The 19,412-nt window shown below is 62.8% G+C and carries 16 protein-coding genes and 1 pseudogene; 16 read left to right on the forward strand and 1 reads right to left on the reverse strand.

Translation table 11 applies throughout. The features are described from left to right. Positions 1–13 precede the first annotated feature (13 nt). The 16 genes and pseudogenes from HYR72_07695 (at position 14) to HYR72_07770 (ending at position 18,375) form a co-directional block, all read left to right on the forward strand. Entirely contained in the window at positions 14–622 is a 609-nt protein-coding gene (locus HYR72_07695) for a carboxypeptidase regulatory-like domain-containing protein (GenBank protein ID MBI1814844.1), read from the forward strand. 163 nt (positions 623–785) lie between these two features. Further along, positions 786–2,414 carry a hypothetical protein gene (locus HYR72_07700; GenBank protein MBI1814845.1) on the forward strand — a complete coding sequence of 543 codons (1,629 nt, stop codon included), beginning with the start codon at positions 786–788 and terminating at the stop codon, positions 2,412–2,414. Positions 2,415–2,778: 364 nt separating this feature from the next. Beyond that, a pseudogene (locus HYR72_07705) lies at positions 2,779–3,915 on the forward strand (sulfate transporter). 222 nt (positions 3,916–4,137) lie between these two features. Next, on the forward strand, positions 4,138–4,590 hold the full coding sequence (locus HYR72_07710; protein MBI1814846.1) for a universal stress protein: 453 nt from the start codon (positions 4,138–4,140) through the stop codon (positions 4,588–4,590). A 228-nt stretch (positions 4,591–4,818) separates the two neighbouring features. Beyond that, positions 4,819–5,493 (forward strand): carboxypeptidase regulatory-like domain-containing protein, encoded by a 675-nt coding sequence (locus HYR72_07715; protein MBI1814847.1) that lies wholly within the window; start codon positions 4,819–4,821, stop codon positions 5,491–5,493. A gap of 19 nt (positions 5,494–5,512) precedes the next feature. Beyond that, positions 5,513–5,815, forward strand: a complete 303-nt coding sequence (locus tag HYR72_07720; protein ID MBI1814848.1) for a c-type cytochrome — start codon at positions 5,513–5,515, stop codon at positions 5,813–5,815. A gap of 22 nt (positions 5,816–5,837) precedes the next feature. Next, on the forward strand, positions 5,838–8,771 hold the full coding sequence (locus HYR72_07725; protein MBI1814849.1) for a hypothetical protein: 2,934 nt from the start codon (positions 5,838–5,840) through the stop codon (positions 8,769–8,771). Positions 8,772–8,808: 37 nt separating this feature from the next. After that, positions 8,809–10,134: a hypothetical protein gene (locus HYR72_07730; protein MBI1814850.1), complete on the forward strand. Its 1,326-nt coding sequence runs from the start codon at positions 8,809–8,811 to the stop codon at positions 10,132–10,134. Next, positions 10,131–10,769 (forward strand): hypothetical protein, encoded by a 639-nt coding sequence (locus tag HYR72_07735; protein ID MBI1814851.1) that lies wholly within the window; start codon positions 10,131–10,133, stop codon positions 10,767–10,769. The genes HYR72_07730 and HYR72_07735 overlap by 4 nt, the downstream gene beginning before the upstream one ends. 239 nt (positions 10,770–11,008) lie before the next feature. After that, positions 11,009–11,344 (forward strand): hypothetical protein, encoded by a 336-nt coding sequence (locus HYR72_07740; GenBank protein MBI1814852.1) that lies wholly within the window; start codon positions 11,009–11,011, stop codon positions 11,342–11,344. Beyond that, positions 11,341–11,913 carry a hypothetical protein gene (locus HYR72_07745; GenBank protein MBI1814853.1) on the forward strand — a complete coding sequence of 191 codons (573 nt, stop codon included), beginning with the start codon at positions 11,341–11,343 and terminating at the stop codon, positions 11,911–11,913. Before HYR72_07740 ends, HYR72_07745 begins: the two co-directional genes overlap by 4 nt. Further along, entirely contained in the window at positions 11,910–14,021 is a 2,112-nt protein-coding gene (locus tag HYR72_07750; GenBank protein ID MBI1814854.1) for a hypothetical protein, read from the forward strand. The genes HYR72_07745 and HYR72_07750 overlap by 4 nt, the downstream gene beginning before the upstream one ends. Positions 14,022–14,041: 20 nt before the next feature. Further along, positions 14,042–15,541, forward strand: a complete 1,500-nt coding sequence (locus HYR72_07755) for a NapC/NirT family cytochrome c (GenBank protein MBI1814855.1) — start codon at positions 14,042–14,044, stop codon at positions 15,539–15,541. A gap of 45 nt (positions 15,542–15,586) precedes the next feature. Further along, on the forward strand, positions 15,587–16,039 hold the full coding sequence (locus HYR72_07760) for a Rieske (2Fe-2S) protein (protein ID MBI1814856.1): 453 nt from the start codon (positions 15,587–15,589) through the stop codon (positions 16,037–16,039). Then, positions 16,020–17,105, forward strand: coding sequence for a cytochrome b N-terminal domain-containing protein (locus HYR72_07765; GenBank protein ID MBI1814857.1), 1,086 nt, complete (start codon positions 16,020–16,022; stop codon positions 17,103–17,105). Before HYR72_07760 ends, HYR72_07765 begins: the two co-directional genes overlap by 20 nt. Positions 17,106–17,118: 13 nt before the next feature. Further along, entirely contained in the window at positions 17,119–18,375 is a 1,257-nt protein-coding gene (locus HYR72_07770) for a cytochrome c3 family protein (GenBank protein MBI1814858.1), read from the forward strand. A gap of 193 nt (positions 18,376–18,568) precedes the next feature. Here the strand turns inward: HYR72_07770 and HYR72_07775 are convergent, their stop codons facing one another. Next, entirely contained in the window at positions 18,569–19,345 is a 777-nt protein-coding gene (locus HYR72_07775; GenBank protein MBI1814859.1) for a glutathione S-transferase N-terminal domain-containing protein, read from the reverse strand. Between the last annotated feature and the right edge of the window lie 67 nt (positions 19,346–19,412).

The following is a 19,412-nucleotide window of genomic DNA, read 5'->3' on the forward strand; positions in this document are numbered from 1 at the left end:
GAGAGAACGAGTCATGTCGAAGCATCTGTTGCTCGGATGGCTGGTCGCGCCCCTGATCGTGCTCGGCTTCAACGGCTGCGCCCCGCCCGTATACGTCGCGAAATCCATTCGCGGCAGAGTCGTTGACGCCGAGACGCAGCAGCCCATCGAAGGCGCGGTAGTCGTGGCGGACTGGATTCTTCTCACCAACGTGGTGGGATTTGGCAAGCACGATCAGCGCATGAAGATCTCGGAGGCCGTCACCGACGCGAACGGCGTTTACCTAATCCCCTGTTGGGGGCCGCGTCTACGGCCTCCGTTCAACGCGTTTGACTACCTCGATCCGCGATTGATCGTGTTCAAGAGTCGCTATGAGCCTGTTGTCATGGACAACACTCTTTCCGACTGGCGATGGATGGTCCGCGCATCGCGCTGGGATGGCGAGACGTTGAAGCTCGCGCCCTTCCGCGGAAATTCAGATGACCGATTGGATCAGCTCGATCGAATATTGACGGGACCGCGCGGTAAGTCGGCCTCCACACCAAACTTCTACCGCGAGATCCTAAAGGAAGAGCCGCTCATTGGCATAGCGGGCAAACCGTTTTTTCGCAATGTAAGAGAACTTTTGGAAGAGGGTTTGTGAGATGCATCCGAGATACCTCTGCGCGTTTTCAATCTTCGCTTGGGTGCTGACTAGGGGCGTCGCGTATGGGTACGAACTCGAGACGCACAGTCAGGCAAGTGCCAAGTCGTTCGATGCATCCGCACTGAATCCGGCCCATTCGGACTATCTAAGTCAGCTGGGCATGGACGCTCTCAACGATCGCTTCGAGGCAAGCTTGAGCAATACCAGGGACAATGACGGATCCGCCAAGGGCTGGCTTCGCCAAGGCGCGAGAGACGAGGATGACTACAATGTTGCATCGCAGCAACCGATCCGCGTTCGGAATCACTTCTTCAATCCCCTCACCAACAGCGGCCTTGCAAGCGGTAAGCCAGCCTCCTACTGGGGCATCGAATTCGGCAAAAACATCTCGGGGCAGGACTACTCCTTCAAGGATGCGCGCGGCTACTTCTACGACGCGCTCACCACTCAACAGCCGACGGGCCCAACCGGCCGCGAGCACTACTGGGCACAAACCTTCTACGCGCTCGGTCACGTCATTCATCTCATTCAGGACATGGCGCAGCCCCAGCACACCCGCAACGACACCCACCTGCTGGCATGGGTAGCAAGCAGGTTCAACCCGGCGCGCGCGACCCTCCGGTTCTATGAACAGTACGCTGACGCTCGGGCCACATCAGTAGGGTTACCGTATGCGGGCTACGAGCCAGCGTATCGCGATGCCGACACGAGCACGTTCACCCTCCCGCTCGACTTCTGGCATCGGGTCGGCGGCAAAGGGATGGCCGACTACTCGAACCGCGGCTTCGTCAGCGCTGACACCAACTTTTGTGCGGCCAACCCATCCGTCTCGTGCGCGGGCAGCACCATCCCGCCTTCCTTTCTTCAGCCCTACGATATTCTCCCCCACCCGGGGTTTCCCGATCCCAGTGGTCAGAGCGCGACGGTCATCACAGAGAGCATCCGAAGTCTTCCGCCGGCACTATATGGGGGATCTCTATCATCGAACGTAACCGGTGACATCGATTTCATAGAGACGGAGGTCCACGACGCCTACACCGGTCAGAGGCAGCAGGCCAGAACGAGCACCTACTCGATCTTCGATCCGGATCTGCAGGCGGCCAATCAGCAGCTCACGTTCACGCTGAATCGCTACAACTTCGATGACGCACTTGCCCTGCTCATCCCGCGCGCGGTCGGCTACAGCGCCGGCATGATCAACTACTTCTTCCGCGGCGCCTTCTCGATCTATTCGCTCGATGGTAGTGACCGAGGACCGTTCTTTGTCCGCAACTCCACTGCCGAACCGATGAACGGGTCGTTCCAGATGTACTGGGATGACGCAGCCGGTAACCGTCAACCAGTGGGGCTACCCCAAATGATTCCGGTGGCGGCACATAGTGAGAGCCCATTCGAGTTTGCCTTTGCCCCCGATCCGACCGTCAGTGACTACACGGTCGTCTTTCAAGGCAAGCTGGGCGACGAGAGTGGAGCCGTTGCCGCTAGCCGGACATGGATGAACTCCTCACCGATCGTTGTCATGAACCTACCTGCAGGTGCTGTGGCCACCGATCCGCAGAATGACCTCGTCGCCTACCAATGGACCATCGAGTGCGGTACGGAGTTCTCCGACGGAACCATCCTCTTGTACTATCCACATTTGACCAACGCCTCTGGTTCGCTAAGCGGAGGCGGGGCGTCTATCCCGGCACCGGGATTTCAAGTTCCCAGCACCATCCACGAATGCTGCTTGGACATCCAAGTAACCGACAGCCAAGGAGGCGCGGGCTTCGGCCACGGTTGCGAATAGGCTTCCTCGGAAAAGTGCCATCGGGGCCATCGAATCGCTTCCGCCGCAGTGAGCCTCGCCTCGATCCCCGAGAATGGAGAGAGAGAGAGACTTTCTCCCTAGCAGATCGCGCTGGCAATATGGGTCGGCCGCGGCACCGGGTCTTCCGGAGCGCTCCACCGTCACGGCGCGGGGCCCGCCCTTGAAGTCTGGATAAAGGTGGAACGGCGGTGCGAGACGCATCCGCTCCTCGTTGAGTTTCTCGGCGCCCTCGACCATATGATGACGCCATGGTTCGGGACTGCCGCTCCGCAATGGCCTCTGCGTGAAGGGCTCACACTACCCACGACCCGCAGTAGCCCACATCCGTCGCACGCTGGCGTGCGCTCGGTTGAATCGCCACGAGATCGCGGGATCGCTCGGCGATCTCGGGACGTTCCTGCCGCTGCTCGTCGGCATGGCGGCGCAGAACGGGCTCAACTTTGCCACCGCGCTGTTCTTCGCGGGGCTGTTCAACATCCTCACCGGGCTCACGTTCGCGATCCCGATGGCGGTGCAGCCGATGAAGGCGATCGCGGCGGTGGCGATCACCGAAGGGCTGAGCGCGCCACAGATCGTGGCAGCCGGCGCGACGGTCAGTGCGGTGGTGTTGGTGCTCGGCCTCACCGGATGGATCGATTGGCTCAACCGAGCGATTCCCAAGCCGGTGGTGCGTGGCCTGCAACTGGCGCTGGGCTTGTCGCTGGTGATGAAGGGTTTGCAAATGATCGCGCACACCAACCTGTGGCTTGGTGCCGACAGCTACATCACCGGCGCGGGCGCGGCGATCATCGTGCTGGCGTTCTTCTTCTCGTCGCGGGTTCCCGCGGCGCTGCTGTTGTTCCTCGGCGGGCTGATGCTCGCGGTATGGCGCGCGCCGGCAGTGGTTGAGTCGATCGGGATTCATCTCGCCCTACCCTCGTGGTCCCCGCCGCAGTGGGCGGACTTCGTGCGCGCGTTTCTGCCTGCCGCAATGCCACAGATTCCGCTCACGACTTTGAACTCGGTGATCGCGGTGTGCGCGTTGTCGGCGGATTTATTTCCTGCGCGCCGAGCCACCCCGCGCGCGGTGGCCATCTCGGTCGGGCTGATGAATCTGGCGTCGATGGGATTCGGCGGCATGCCGCTGTGCCACGGGGCCGGCGGTTTGGCTGGCCAGTACCGCTTCGGCGCGCGCACCAACGGCGCGATTTTGTTTCTCGGCGGCGTCAAGCTGATCGTCGCCGTACTGTTCGGCACCTCGCTGATGGCGCTCTGCCAAGTGTTCCCGGCCAGCGTGCTCGGCGTCATGCTGGCCTTCAGCGGTCTCGAGCTGGCGTTGGTGACGCGCGATCAAGTCACACGCAACGATGCCTTCACGATGCTGCTGACCACCGGTGCGTGCCTCGGCTTGGACAACATCGCGCTGGGGTTCACGCTCGGCCTCATCCTCGCGTGGGGTCTGCAACTCGCCCCAGCGGCCGCCGAACACGATCGCAACTGATCGCTGCTTGATCCGCGGCATTTCAAGTTCCGTACCGCCCGCCACCGGTTGTCGGGCGCAACGATCACATCCGACCATTCTGATTCGTGGGACTTGAACAACCCCTATTGTTCATGCGAATGGGAAGCGTCCCCGAGTCGAGAGGGCGGCAACCCAACATTTGCGCTGTCGCAGGCTTGGCAACGAATTTGGGATGAAGTTTGTGCGTATGAGGCGGGGAGTGTGACAGCCATCGGGTTTAGCCGCATTCTTTTACCGGTCGACTTCTCCATCCACGGCGAAGCGGCGGCGGCTTATGCGGCGTGGTTCGCCCAGGTATCGAATGGCACCGTTCATCTGGTTCACGTGATCGCAAACCCCGCCGATCCGCTCTACGAGCCGCAGGAGGTGGCGTACTGGGTCATGGTCGAACATGCCCAGACCAAGGCCGCGGCGATGCTCGAGCGCGCCGCAACCCAATCTCTGCCGGCAAACTGTGCGCACGAATGCCTCGTGCTGCAGGGGGATCCAGCCGACAAACTGATCGAGGCCGCGAAGCGCATCCAGCCCGATGTGATCGTCATGGCGACGCACGGTCGTTCGGCACTCGCCCACCTCATGATGGGCAGCGTGGTTGAGAAGATCGTGCGACACGCGCCGTGTCCAGTGTTTGTGACGCGCCGCGCCCCGGAGTGACGACGCGAGGAGGACAGCCCTATGCGGCTTTGCACAAAAGTCGAGCGATATCTCCGCTCGTCATTCCGGCGAAAGCCGGAATCCAGGATCGAGCCTCACGCCCACGCCTGGATACCGGCCTTCGCCGGTATGACGGACCGATTGCCTGGGTCTCTTGTGCAAAGTCCGCCGATACGGAGAACCGCACGTGCACTGCTACTCGGTTGTCTTCTAGCCACCGCACCAGCCATGGCGACCGGGTACGACGAGGGGCCGGTCGAGCACGGCGGTACAATCACCGGGCAGGTGCGCGTGATAGGGGAAATCCCCGCACTACCGCCGCAACCGGTCTTCAAACAATTCGACACCTGCGGCACCACGATCACGGACGAACGACTGGTCACCGGACCAAACGGGGCGGTGCGATTCGCGGTCGTTTCGCTCGAAGGGATCAAGTCCGGCAAGCCGATCGCCTACGAGCAGCCGGTGAAGCTCGACAACGAAAAGTGTGCCTTCGTCCCGCACGTCGTGAGCGCGAGCCTCGGCCAAAAGTTGGAGATTCACAATAGCGATCCGTTTCTGCACGACGCGCACGCGTTCTTGGGCTCACGCACGCTGTTCAACGTGGCGATTCCGAAGGGCCGCACGGCGACCCGGTCGCTCGTCGATGCCGGTCTCGTGCACATCAACTGCAACGTCCGCCACACGTGGATGCATGCGTACATTTTCGTGGCCGACAATCCGTACCATGCGGTGACCGATGGCGCCGGGCAGTTTCGCATCACCGACATCCCGCCGGGCAAGTACACACTTCGCGTCTGGCACGAGATGTTGGGCAATAGCGATCGCGAGGTGACGGTAGAAGCCGGCGGTAGCGTCGCGGTCGACTTCGAGCTGCGCGCGACAGCGGCCGAGACACCGTAAATTGGAGAAGGAGGGGAGCATGAGACACACACTCGCCGCAATCACCGTCGGACTGATTGGCATGGGAACCAGTTGGGCTGCTGACGCGCCCGAGGTCTACACCAAGAAGTGCCAGGCCTGCCACAGCATCGCCGGCGTCGCCGGCCCGATGGTGAAGATGGGTGGCCCGCTCGACAGCGTCGGAACCAAGCGCGACGAAGCGTGGCTGCGTGCCTATTTCAAAGATCCGAAGTCGAAGATTCCGGAATCGAAGATGCCCAAGCTCACGCTGTCGGACGCTGAGTGGAACGCCGTGGTCGCCTACATGCTGACACTGAAGTAGCCGAAGAAAGCGAGACGCGAACATGAACGTCCATCGGTACTGGGGTGTGAACCTCCTCATCGCTACCTGCAGCCTGTATGCGGTCGTCACGCTCAGCGGGTGCAAGGGCGACGATGGGGCAACTGGTGCTACGGGACAACAAGGTCAGCCAGGGCAGCAAGGCGCTCCCGGAACGCCGGGGCCGCAAGGTTCACCAGGACCACAAGGTTCACCAGGAGCACAAGGTTCGCCGGGACCACAAGGACCTCCGGGTTCACCAGGCGCGCAAGGTTCACCAGGACCGCAGGGCTCACCCGGTCCACAAGGAGAACCTGGGCCACAAGGCTCGCCTGGTCCGCAGGGCTCACCTGGTCCACAAGGTCCTCCAGGGACACCGGGCACCCAGGGTCCTCCGGGTGAGCAAGGTCCGCCGGGGACGAGCCAAGGCACCGTCAGCGGTCGGATCACCAATAGTCTCACTCACGGTGGCGTCGCCGGTGCATCGGTGACGTTCAGCCCGGCCGTCTCCGGTGCCAACATCTCGACCGGAGATGACGGCAGCTACTCAGTGCAGTTGCCGATCGGCGCATACACAATCACCGTCACCAAGACGAACTACACGTCAAAGACAACAACGGTTTCCGTGGTCGCGGGTACGAGCGCGACGGTTGACGTGGTACTGGTTCCGACCGCGCCGGTGGTGCTGAACACTTCGATGCAGGGGCAAGCACGGCCGGGCAGCACACTGACGGCTTCAGTGACCGTGACGCCGCTTGATGGATCGACCGTGCAGACGATCGCGTGGTCGCAAAACAACGGCGTCACCGTGACCCTCGGCACACCAACCGCCGCCACTACAACGGTGGAGGTACCCGGCAACGGTACGTTCAAGGACGAGTTGCTCCGGATCGTCGGCCAAGCCCAACTCGATCGGTTCGTGGTGCAAGGTCTCAACCCCTTCCAAGTGGATGAGGGCGGGCTGATCACGTTGACCGCGACCGTGACCACCTCGTCGGGTACGTACAAACAGCAAACGCAGATTCACACCGTACTGCTCTGGGAGCCCAATCCAGGGCTTCTGAACGTACCGATCGGAGTGCCGGTATTGTTGAATGGAAAGAATCTCGGCACGGACGCGATCTACGATTGGAACTTGGCACCGCCTGCGGGTTCTAGCGCGACCTTGGCCGATCCCGCGTCGCGCAATCCGTACTTCACGCCGGACGTTGCCGGTGTCTTCACCGTGCAGGTAACAGACAAGGCAATGAGTCCAGCGGCGCCGGTTACGCTCCAAATCAGTGCGGGCAAATGGCAAGGCGCGATCACCGGCCAAGACGCCGACGGCCGTCCACTCGCGGACGCGTGCACTGTGTGCCACAAGGCCGGCGGCATCGCGCCCGACATATTCCCCGAGTGGGCGCATTCCGGACACGCGGAGATCTTCACCAACAACTTCAACACACCGGGGCACTACACCACCGACTGTCTGACCTGCCACTCCGTCGGCTGGAATCCCAATGCCACCAACGGTGGAATCGACGACGCGCTGGGTTACCCGAACTTCCTCACTCAGTTCACTTCCAACGGCACCGACTTTGTGAGTAAGCCGGGCAACTGGACGAAGTTGTTGGCCACCATCCCCGATGTGGCCAAGCTCGCCAACGTCCAGTGCGAGAACTGCCACGGACCGAACGGGACAACGTTGCACTTCAACGGCCAAGTGGATGCGGCGCGCGTGAGCCTGTCCGCCGATGTGTGCGCGGTCTGTCACGGCGAACCCGCGCGACACGCCCGCTTCCAGCAATGGCAGGATAGTGGCCACTCGAACTATTCGCTCGCGCTCGATGAAGCGACGGTCGAAAACCGCGGCGCCACCGCGGGCCACTGCGGGCGTTGCCATTCGGCGCAGGGATTCCTCGAGTGGATCGATCAGGGAGACCTGACCAAAGTGATTCAAGGCGCCAACGGCAATGCCACCGTGCCCGAGCTCACCGCGCTGGGGCTGACGGAGAACACCGTCCATCCGCAGACCTGCACGACCTGCCACGATCCGCACGCGGAAGGCACGACCTCGGGCAAGCCGAACAACGCGACGGTTCGCATCATGGATAACACCTCGCTGCTACCGGCTGGCTTTGCCGCCTTGGGTGTCGGCCGCGGCGCCATTTGCATCACCTGCCACAACACGCGTAATGGTGCGCACAACGACGAGGTCGGCAAACCGACGAACTACACGGCCCCACACACGCCAGCGCAAGGCGACGTCCTCATGGGACAGAACGCCTACTTCGTGCCCATCGGTGTCCGTTCACCACACTCCTTCATCAAGGACACCTGCACGACCTGCCACATGGAGCTCACTCCACCGCCGGCGGAGTTCAGCTTCAGCGGCGCGGGCACGAATCACACCTTCACGCCGAGCTTGACGATCTGCGTGCAGTGCCACGGTGTCTTCGATGGTGGCACGCTACAGGAGAGCGCGGAGCTGGAGATCAAGGCCTTGGCCGCCACTATGTCGAAGTACCTGCTGGCGAAGATCACAGCGGCAGGGACGATCTTCATTCAGGATTACACGCCGCACACGCTCAACGGCGTCACCTACGATCTGAAGAGCGGAAAAGTACAGGTTGCGGCCAGCAACGTCGACGCGGTCGTCGAACCGACTGAGCCGCACGGGCAGCAGGGGTTCGTCGTGAAGTTCAAGAGTCTCGTGAACTTCACCTACAGCCCACCGGGGCAGACTTCACACACACTCAGCCTCACGCAAGCCGCGGTGCAGCTCGGTGACTTCACGACCGATGGAACGACCAAGGTGATCCCCGCGGACAACGTGCTGGTTCGAGCCGGCTGGAACTACTTCCTCATCCACGGCGACAACAGCAAGGGGGTCCACAATCCTTCGTTCACCTTCGGATCGCTCTCGGCCGCCAAAGCCGCACTCGAAGACGCGCTGGAAGTGGAGGTACCGCCAATCTGATCGAGGCACGTTCAGCGAGGACGTGAGGGGGGATTGCGTGTCGCGGAGTCGATCGTGGACTGCTCTCCTGTGTGTGTACACCGCTACGCTGCTCTTGGCGGGGTCCGTGCGCGCGCAGGAACTATCCGGCAATCTCGCCTTGCTCGGACAAGTTCGTGATGGCGACCAGACCCGTCGCACCGAGGTGCCGGTCGATCTCTACAGCAACCTCAGCGTGACCGGCTTGCGTCACGGCACTCGATTCGATTCGTTCGCCCGGCTGGAGCAAGACTTCGGCATCGATCAGGGCGCTTCTGATTTCTACGAAGGCGCGCTGCGCGTGCCGGGCGCGATCCCCGGTATCGACATGACCGTCGGGCGCCAGTTCTTGAGCGAGGGGCCAACCGGAGTGTACGTTGCCGACGCCGGCAAGGTGCGCATCGACCGCGGCTGGCCGGTGTCTTTCACGCTGTTTGGCGGTGCGCCGCGCTACTTCGAGCCGACTTACTCCACCAACATCATTTCACAAGAAGAAGCGATCTGGGGGGGCAGCGTCCGCGTCGCGCAGTGGAAGAGCACGCAGTTGTCGCTTGGGTACTTCGGGCAGGCGCGCGAAGATCACGTGTTGCGTCACCTCGTCACCAGCACGGCCAGCCGCGTCTTCACCGAGTTGCCCGGCGTGCCCAGGTTCTACGGATCGATGGCCTACGATGTCGATCATTGGAACTTCGACGAGGGCACGGGCGGTTTCGATGTCTTCTGGACGCCGCGTCTCAAGTTCAACGTCGAGGGCACGTACTACAAGCCGCAGGACCACGAGCACACCGTGCCGAACAGCAACCTCAACCGACGCGAAGACGCGCTCTTCGAGGTGTTCGCGGCCAGCGCCCTCACCCAGTGGCGTGCCGGGATCTCGCACACGCTCACCGCGACGCTGTCGCACTTCGTCGACTACTCGTTCCAACACTACGATCACATCGAGAGCACGCAAATCGAGAACTCGCACATCGCCAGCTCCGGCCTGGTATGGCTCCCCGGTGGCGATGGGCTCGAAACCGTGCGCGTCCAGTACTATGTCATCAGCAGCGATGCGGGTAACGTCAACGGCGGCAAGATCTCCTACCAAAGCCGCGTGTACCAAGACCTCTGGTTGCGATCGATGTTCGACGCGACGGGCTACGACAAGGAGCGCAATCAGTCAGGGACGGCGCTCAGCGGACTACTCGGCGTCGGCTTCGTCATCCTGCCCGGCCTCACGAGCGAGGTGAACTTCGAAGGCATCCACAACAACCGCTTCGCCGAGGAGTTCCGCTTCGGATTCTTCATCACCTACAACTTCCGCCACAGTCTGAAGCGCGGGGAGCAGAAAGGAGCGGCCTCGTGACGCGGCGTCTGACGGTTTGCCTGCTAGCGCCGCTCGCGGCCGGATTCTTCGTGGCGGCTTGCCGGCAATATTTGCCATCGAATCGGTTGCTGCAGAAGCGCGCCAGCCCGGCCGCTCCGTCCACGGCCGACGCGCGCAACAAGTTCGATCACGCTCGCCACACTAAAGCGCTAACCAAGGCGCAGGTGACCTGTGCCGACTGCCATCGCTTCGATGCGCTGGTCGACAGTGGCAGTGAGCCGCTCGCCCGCGAGTTGTCGGCGCACGCGCAGTACCCTGGCAGCGGCGCATGCCATTTCTGCCATGGCCCGAGCGAGACGCGGAACCCGGCCGCCCCTGACACGTGCACCAGCTGTCATCAAAACCTGGCGGCGCTCCGGCCCGCCGATCACGATGTGGCCTGGGAGCGCGTGCATGGACGGGCCGCACAGGTGAACTCGGCGCCGTGCGAAACCTGTCACCGACAAGCCGAGTGCATCGATTGCCACGAGCGCCGCGACACCATTCAGATGCGCATGCACGATCGGAATTTCCGTTCTTTCCACGGCATCGAGGCCACCGCCAATCCGATGCGCTGCAGCAGTTGCCATCGCGAGGATTTCTGCATCCGCTGCCACGAGCGGGGACAGTCATGAATTGGGCTCAACTCAGACATTGGCTAGTTCCTTCGCGGCAGCTTGGCACAACAGAGGCCCTCGATGCGTTCGCTCCGCGAACTACTCGGGCAAACGGGTTTTGCAATCGCGTGACAAGCAAACCGCTTCCCCGAGTAGCCGCACTGAGTAGAAGCCGAAGGCTTCGTATCGAAGGGCGGTGTATCGAGGGGCTACTCCGCATACGAGAGTCTTTGCATTTGAATCAGCGGCAACCTCGGGTGGTCCAGCCATGGCTGGTCGCGCTCACCGCCGCGGCGATCACCGGCTGCGGAAACTCTGGCGCTATGCAAGGCGAGAACTACGGCAACCTGCTCGACTCGCCGGCCGGTCTCGTCGTGGTTCAGGAAGAGCATCCGACGGGCTGGGGGCGCCCCGACTGCTTTGCCTGCCACAACATCATGGACATTCACACCGTCAACCGCACCGGGTTGCCGACGTGCAGCGCGACGATCACGCAGGATTGCCTCAACCTGTCGGAGATCCAAGCCATCGTCAGCAGCCAGCTCGAATCGAGCTGCGTCATGTGTCACGGCAACAACGGAGTGAATCAGTGATGCGCATCGGCGTGTTGTGGCTTCTCTGTTCGTTGAGCGTCGCGGCGGTCGCCGGCGCCGGCGAGGATGCGGCGAGCCCGCATCACATGATTGGGCCCGATGGCCAGGCCGAGATGGAAAAGTGCAGCCTCTGTCACAACGAAGACCTGTCGCTGCAGCGTTCGAAGGTCGAGACCTGTACGCTCTGCCATCCGATCACCGTGCACAGCGGCGCCAACGAACACTTGCGAGCCGATGCGGCCGCGGTCGCCAAGCGGGTACCCGCACCGAAGGAAGGTGAGACCGCATTGCCGCTCACCGAGGACGGGCGGATCTACTGCGGCACGTGCCACGTCTTCCACGATCCGGCGATCAGCCAGGAAACAACCGTACCCAGCGCCTGGGTGCCGGCGCCGAGTGGTCTGCCAGAGTCGGTTCGCGGCTCGATCACCAAGCGTTGGGAGGCGGCCGCCGCAGCGCGCGGCGAATCCCGTGTCGACGCGAAGTTCACCAGCCAGGGGACGCAGCGGCTGCGCTTGCCGGTGGACGACGGCAGTCTCTGCCGTCATTGCCACGAGTATTCGAAATGAGCGTTCGACCATTCACGATCGCCGCCGCACTGTGCGCGTTGCTCGCCGTCGGCTGCGGCGATGTCGGCGCGCCGCAGTACAGTGGGGGACCGTCAGCGGGTGCCGCGGCGTACGGCCAATGCGCGCTCTGTCACGTTGCGTTGGCGGATCACATGGCCGGCACCGGCGGCCACGAGAGTCTCAACCTCAAATGTGAAACCTGCCACGCGAATCTCGAACCCGGCGAATTCGGTCCGGGCCATCGCAGCATCCCCGCCTGTGCCGATTGTCACAGCGTCGAACACACGCATCACGACCCCGCGGCGGGGACGGCGCAGCAGTGCCAGGTCTGTCACGCGCCGCATGGCAGCGACAACATCAAGCTCATCCGCGAATTGATTCAGACAACGACGGGCCCTATTCGGCCGGTCACGTTCACAAGCGAAAACGGAGTAGGCAACGGGGGCTTTGCCAGTGCGAGCAACCCAGGCAGCGGCGTATGCGAAATCTGCCACACGACGACACGCTTCTACCGCGCGGACGGCATCGACCAGCCGCACTTCACCCTGCCCTGCATCACCTGCCACACCCACGCCAGCGGCTTCGCGACTCCATTGGCTCCTGCGACGCAAACGCCGACCACTACGCGCACAGCGACGCGTACCAGAACCTTCACACCGACGAGCACTGCAACCGAGACCCCGACCGTGACACCGAGTTTCACTGAATCGCCCACGCCCACTGAAACCGCGAGTCCGACGCCGACCGGCCCCAGTCCGACTCCGAGCGCAACACCGACCGGACCGAGCCCGACACCGACCAACACGCCAACCGCGACCACCACGCCGACACCCAGCGCCACGCCGAGCCCAACCGCAAGCAACACGCCGATCGTCTTGCGGGCGGTGCGTGTCAGCGCAGCGCCGTCTGGCATCGACGACCCGCTCTGGGACGGCGTGCCCCCCTTGCGCCCGAATCTCGAAAACGTTTCGACGCAACTGCTCTATGGCGACGGTCAGCTCAACATGACTCAGACCTACAACGGCGTGAGCGAGTTCAATGGCGGAGACCCGGCCGGCCTTGATCTGCGAGCCGTGCATGACGGCACCACGATCTACATCTTGGCGCAATGGAACGATGCGACCTTCAACGTCGATCGGCGGCGCTGGTTGTTCAACGGCCCCGGCGACCCGCTCAAGCCAAGTGAGTCGGCGATCGGATGGACGTCGCAGAAGAACGAAGACCGCATCGCGTTCGCCTTCGAGATCACGCCGGCGCAAAGCGAGTTCGGCACCTTCGCGCAGGTTGGTTGTGCCGCCTCCTGCCACAACACCGCCGCGGTAGGCGGACCTGATATGCGTCCGGCATCAGGCGCGGTGGACATGTGGCACTGGAAGACCGCGCGCTCCGAGCCCTTGGGGTACGTGGACGATCAGCTATCCACCGCCGACCAGGGTCTCGCGGATGATGCCGGTACGCCGATCGAGAACCGCAACGGTGCCGCAGCGGACAACAACCGTTCCGGGCCGGCGACCGAATGGGACGGTACCACGCAAGCGCTCACGCGCTGGGACGGCCAAATGATCGCCCTCGATCCCGCCTACTTCATCCTCGAAGGTCATCGCCGGCCGTTCACGGGCGATGCCGCCGCGGGGGATGTGGTGTACCAGGCGAACTGCGCGCTGTGTCACGGCAGCAAGGGCGAAGGCGGGATTGGGCCGGCCTTCACCGACATCGCCATCACGCGCATCCCACCCGCTGAACTGTACGCCGACAGCGCCGCTCCGGCGCATCCAGGCGCAAGCATCTTCAACAGCCTGAGCGCGCAACAGCAGACCGATGTGCTGGCGCGAGTCCGCGGCTTCGCCGGCGTGCCGGGGTACTTCCTCACTCCTCCCAGTGGCAGCGTCGCGGACGTGCGAACGCAATCAGACGTGAGCGTCAACCTGATCACCAACACCGATCGAACGCAGTATCGGCTGCTGACGATTCGCCCGCTCAACACCGGCCACGACGACGATACGCAGTTCACGCCGGGCAGCCAGTATCCGTTCGGTGTAGCGCTGATGGACGATGACGGGCGCAACCACATCGGCTCCAAGAAAGAAACCCTGGCGTTGGATCCGTGAGAGCGTGTGCGGCGATGCGATTGCCCCCATCCGTTCACAACCGAGTCAGCTATCTCGGCGCTGCGCTCGCCGCACTCGAAGTCCTGCTGTTTGTCTTCTTGCTGGTGCTGGATGCCGTGAGCGGCGCGGAGCGCGCCCCGTACGCCGGGCTCGTCATCTATGTCGTCATCCCCGCGCTCCTGTTGCTTGGCTTGGTTCTCATTCCGATTGGAATGTTCTTCGAATGGCGGCGCGTGCGGCACACCGGCAGACGCTCGGTGGTCCGCTTTCCGATCGTCGATCTGAACCAGGCGGCGCAGCGCAACGCATTGCTGATTTTCTCCGGCGGCTCGATTCTCCTGCTCTTCTGCTCCGCATTTGGCAGCTTCCAAGCCTACGAAGCCACCGAGTCGGTGGCGTTCTGCGGCACGCTCTGCCACTCGGCGATGTCACCGGAGTTCACGACCTACCAGCACTCGCCGCACGCCCGCGTGCGGTGCGTCGATTGCCACGTCGGCCCCGGCGCCGATTGGTACCTGAAGGCGAAGCTGACCGGCCTCCATCAACTCTACGCGGTGGCTTTCGACAAGTACCCGCGTCCGATTCCAGCACCGATTGCGAGCTTGCGACCCGCGCAGGACACCTGTGAACAGTGCCACTGGCCGAAGCAATTCTTCAGTTCGAAAGGCAGACGACTGACTTACTTCTTGCCCGACGAGTCGAACTCGCGCTGGGAAGTGAATCTCCTCGTCAAAATTGGCGGCGGCAGCCGCATTGGCGGACAAGGCGAGGGGATCCATTGGCACATGAACCTCTCTAACCGAGTCGAATACATCGCCACCGACGAGCGACGACAAGAGATTCCCTGGGTGCGGATTACCGATTCGAAGACCGGCCACCAAACCGTCTACACGTCCACAGAGAAGCCGCTCGCGGATACGGAGGTCGCAGCCGCAACCTTGCACCGAATGGATTGCATGGACTGTCACAACCGGCCCGCACACCACTACCGCTCGCCGGCACAGGCGCTTAACCTGGCACTTGCCGGCGGCACCATCGATTCCACCCTGCCCTTCATCAAGAAAACCGGCGTGGAGCTCTTAGCGGCGACGTACGACTCGACCGAGGCCGCTATGACAGGGATCGAGCAGGGGCTCGCAAAATTCTACCGAGAAAAATACCCCGAGCTACTCGCAACACGACGTGAGCTGATAAGCGGCGCGGCCACCGAGCTACAGCATTTGTATCGCGACAACGTTTTCCCGCAGATGAAGGCGCGCTGGGACGCGTATCCCGACAACGTCGGGCATCTGATCTTCTCTGGTTGCTTCCGCTGCCACGATGGCCAGCATCAGAGCGCCGACGGCAAGGTGCTCAGTAAGGACTGCGCCACGTGTCACACGATCACCGCACAGGGAAAACCGCAGGCGATGGCGTTCGCGGAGGATCTGAAAGGTCTGACCTTTGAACATCCCGAGGACATCGGCGGGGCATGGCAGGAGATGAAGTGCGCCGACTGCCACACCGGCCAGGCACCGTAGACTCAGCGCTTGGCGTCGAGACGCAGGTGACGAAGGAGTCGATTGATGGATAGCGAACTCGATCGCGGAGAGCTCTCGCGGCGCAACCTGCTCGATCTCCTGCTCTCCGGGAGCCTGTTGTCATTCGCCGCCGCCGTGTTCTATCCGGTGTTGCGCTACATCACGCCGCCGCCGGTGAGCGAAGTGACCACCACGAGCGTGGTGGCCGCCAAGGTATCCGAGATCGCGCCCAACACGGGCAAAGTCTTCCGCTTCGGATCGCGGCCGGGGATTCTGGTTCAAACGGCGAGCGGCGAATGGCGCGCGTTCAGCGCGGTGTGTACTCACCTCCAGTGCACGGTCCAGTACCGGGCCGATTTGGAACACATCTGGTGCGCTTGCCACAACGGACACTTTGACCTGAGCGGAAAGAATGTCGCCGGGCCGCCACCGCGGCCACTGGATCAGTTCAACGCCACCGTGAAGGGAGACGAGGTTATTGTCACCCTCAAGACGTAGCCCGCAACGCCCGCTCGTTGCGTGGTTCGACGAACGCCTCGGCCTCAGCGCGGCGCTCGACTTCCTGCGCCAGAAGACGGTGCCCCATCATCGCTCGTCGGTCTGGTACTACTTCGGCGGGGTCAGCCTGTTCCTGTTCGGCGTTCAGGTCGCGACCGGCCTATTGCTCCTGATCTACTACAAGCCCACGCCCGAGGCCGGTTTCGAGAGCGTGCGCTTCATCGTCGCACAGGTGCCGTTCGGTTGGTTGATCCGCTCGCTCCACAGTTGGTCGGCGAATCTGATGGTGCTGACCGTCTTCGTCCACCTCTTCAGCGTCTACTTCATGAAGGCGTATCGCCCACCGCGCGAGCTGACGTGGCTGACTGGGTTTGGACTGCTCGGTCTGACGTTGGCCTTTGGCTTCTCCGGTTATCTCCTCCCGTGGAACGAGTTGGCGCTCTTCGCCACCAAGGTCGGTACCGATATCGTCGGCTCCGTTCCCGCGGTCGGGCACGTATTGTTGCGCTACGTGCGGGGCGGTGACGAGGTGAGCGGTGCCACGCTCACGCGTTTCTTCGGCTGGCATGTGGCGCTGCTGCCGGCGCTATTCACGGGTCTATTGGGCGTGCACCTGTTGCTCGTGCAGCGGCTTGGCATGAGCGCGCCCTTGCGGCCAACGGCGGAAACGCGCGGGATGCCGTTCTTCCCCGGCTTCATCATTCGCGATGCGATCTTGTGGCTCGGCGTACTCGGAGTGTTGTTATCGCTGTGCACATTCATGCCATGGGAGCTGGGTGTAAAGGCGGACCCCTTCGCATCGGCGCCGGCAGGCATTCGACCCGAGTGGTACTTCACGTTCCTGTCGCAGTCACTCAAGTACATCCCCAGCAACGTCCTCGGAATCGATGGTGAGGTGGTCGGCATCACGGCGTCCGGGCTCGGCGGTCTGTTCTTCTTGTTGGTTCCGTTTCTCGACCGCCGCGCGGCCCGCGGCCAATCGAGTCCGCTGTTCACTGCAATCGGCGTCCTGGTGTTGCTGTACATGGCCACGATGACGGCGCTCGCATACCTGAAGCCGTACTGAAGGGGGCATGGTGATGCGACGAATCACAACGGTCCTCGCCCTCCTCACCGTTGTCGCAGGCGTCGCGCGAGCGGAGGAGAAGGTCGATTTGTGCGTGGCCTGTCATGCCGTATTGCCGGAGCAACTCGGCGCCCCGGTCGCGGGCATGCAGCAAGACGTGCACGCCCAATACGGCTTTTCGTGCGCTGACTGTCACGGTGGAGATCCCAGCGACATGGACCTCGCCGCGATGGCCCCCGAACGTGGCTTTCGCGGCAAGCCAACCCCGGGAGACGTGCCCAATCTGTGCGGGCGTTGCCACAGCGACGCTGAATTCATGCGGCGTTACAATCCAGCGCTGCCGACCAATCAACGCGAACGTTACTGGACCAGCGTGCACGGCAAACGACTCGCTGCGGGCGACACCAAAGTCGCCACCTGCACCAGTTGCCACGGCGTGCATGGCATCAAAGCCGGCCGGCAAGCGGACTCACCGGTCTATCGCGCCAACGTGCCGTCGACGTGTGGCCACTGCCACTCGAAGCCAGACTACATGGCGGGCTACGACATCCCCACGGACCAAGAAGAGCGCTATCGCCGCAGCGTGCACGGCGAGCTGTTACTGCACAAGCGCGATTTGTCGGCGCCGACCTGCACCACCTGCCACGACAACCACGGCGCCTCGCCGCCGGGGCTCACTTCGATCGCCGAAGTCTGCGGCCAGTGCCACGTGAACAACAGTACGTTCTTCATCGCGAGCCCTCACAAGCCCGCCTTCGATCAATTGCAATTGCCCGAGTGCGTGACCTGTCACAGCAATCATGAGGTGCGCCGGACCAGCGACGCCATGCTCGGCGTGACCGACGACGCGCTCTGCAGCCAATGCCACGCGAGCGACTCGAAAGGATACGTCGCCGCTCGGGACATGAGACAGACGATCGATCACTTGAAGGATGCGATGCAGACGGCTGATGCGACGTTGCACCACGCCGAGGAACTCGGGATGGAGGTCGGCGACGCACGCTACGAGTTCCACAATACCGGCGCGCTGCTCATTCAAGCGCGCACCAGCATCCACCGTTTTTCGGCGCCCTATGTGCAAGAAGTCGCCGCCCCGGGTTTCGAGCTGGCCCAGCGCACTGAGCGCATCGCGGCGGCCGCCGCCGCTGAAGCCCAATCGCGCCGGCGCCATCTGCTCGCGCCCTTGGCGATTCTCGGCGCGTTGATGATCCTGCTCGCGGTGAAGCTGCGCCGCATCGAGAAGGGAACCAACGGCAATACCCCGCGGTAGACCGGTCCGCACAGAGCGGCCCCCTACGAAGATCGGAAGCTGGTTTCCACCAGCTGCCCCGGTTCTTGTAGGGGCGACGCATGCGTCGCCCGCTCATTGACGTGTCCACTGCGGAGACGACGGAGGGCGATGCATGCATCGCCCCTACGGTTCGGAGAAGATCGCATGTTACTGACGTTTGCGAGACGCGACACTACGTGGCGGCTCCCTCGGAAACCGGGGACGGCTGCTCGCCTGCAACCGACTTCAGCATCCGCGTGCCGCGCCCGTAGAGTGTTTCGAGATACTCGATGATGTCGTCCGACTCGTACAGCTCCCGGCCGGTATTGGGATCGACGAGATACGGCACTTGCATCTTGCCGGCGCGCTGCACGAGGTCTGCGCGCTTCGGGCTGCCTTTGGGGAGATTGCGGATGATATGTTCGAGATCCAACTCGCTGAGTACCTCGCGCACCTTGCGACAGTACGGCGAGCCTTCCATGTTGTAGAGCGTGAGCGCCTCGAGACGCTGCCGCCGCGGCAGACTGCGACAGCGTGACCCGCGACCGGCGCGCACGGCGCTCGCGACAAATGATCCGAGATTGTCGATCACACTCGGGATCGGCAACGACCAGCCGGCGCGCGTACCCGCACCGTAAGTCTGGTTGAGATACGCATCGATGTCGTCCGACTCGTACATACTGGTGCCGGTGTTCGGATCGACAAGATACGGCGCTTGTACCTTTCCCCCGATCCGCTTGAGCGCATCACGCCGTAAACTGCCGTGCGCGACCGGGTGGACGACGTAGTCGAGATCCAGCTCGCAGAGCACTTCGCGAACCTTGCGGCAGTACGGACACCCTTCGAACTCATAGAGTTCGAGCATCTGCGCTGGCTCGGGACGCCGCTCGGCAGTCACCCGCGGCGTCAGGCCGCGACCCAGGCGCACGATGGTGGCCGCAAAACTCGAAACGTCGTTGACTAAGCTCATTGGCGCCTCCCTCAAAGCTGCCGGCACCCTACCGCCTTCCGCGACATCCCGAAAGCGAAGGGTGTTC

The sequence above is a fragment of the Deltaproteobacteria bacterium genome, from assembly GCA_016178705.1.
Classification (GTDB): Bacteria; Desulfobacterota; Binatia; order HRBIN30; family JACQVA1; genus JACOST01.

Coding starts and splice junctions, on each gene's coding strand:
- HYR72_07695 (MBI1814844.1), top strand. CDS start 14: ATGTCGAAGCATCTGTTGCTCGGATGGCTGGTCGCGCCCCTGATCGTG.
- HYR72_07700 (MBI1814845.1), top strand. CDS start 786: ATGGACGCTCTCAACGATCGCTTCGAGGCAAGCTTGAGCAATACCAGG.
- HYR72_07715 (MBI1814847.1), top strand. CDS start 4,819: ATGGCGACCGGGTACGACGAGGGGCCGGTCGAGCACGGCGGTACAATC.
- HYR72_07720 (MBI1814848.1), top strand. CDS start 5,513: ATGAGACACACACTCGCCGCAATCACCGTCGGACTGATTGGCATGGGA.
- HYR72_07725 (MBI1814849.1), top strand. CDS start 5,838: ATGAACGTCCATCGGTACTGGGGTGTGAACCTCCTCATCGCTACCTGC.
- HYR72_07750 (MBI1814854.1), top strand. CDS start 11,910: ATGAGCGTTCGACCATTCACGATCGCCGCCGCACTGTGCGCGTTGCTC.
- HYR72_07760 (MBI1814856.1), top strand. CDS start 15,587: ATGGATAGCGAACTCGATCGCGGAGAGCTCTCGCGGCGCAACCTGCTC.
- HYR72_07770 (MBI1814858.1), top strand. CDS start 17,119: ATGCGACGAATCACAACGGTCCTCGCCCTCCTCACCGTTGTCGCAGGC.
- HYR72_07775 (MBI1814859.1), bottom strand. CDS start 19,345: ATGAGCTTAGTCAACGACGTTTCGAGTTTTGCGGCCACCATCGTGCGC.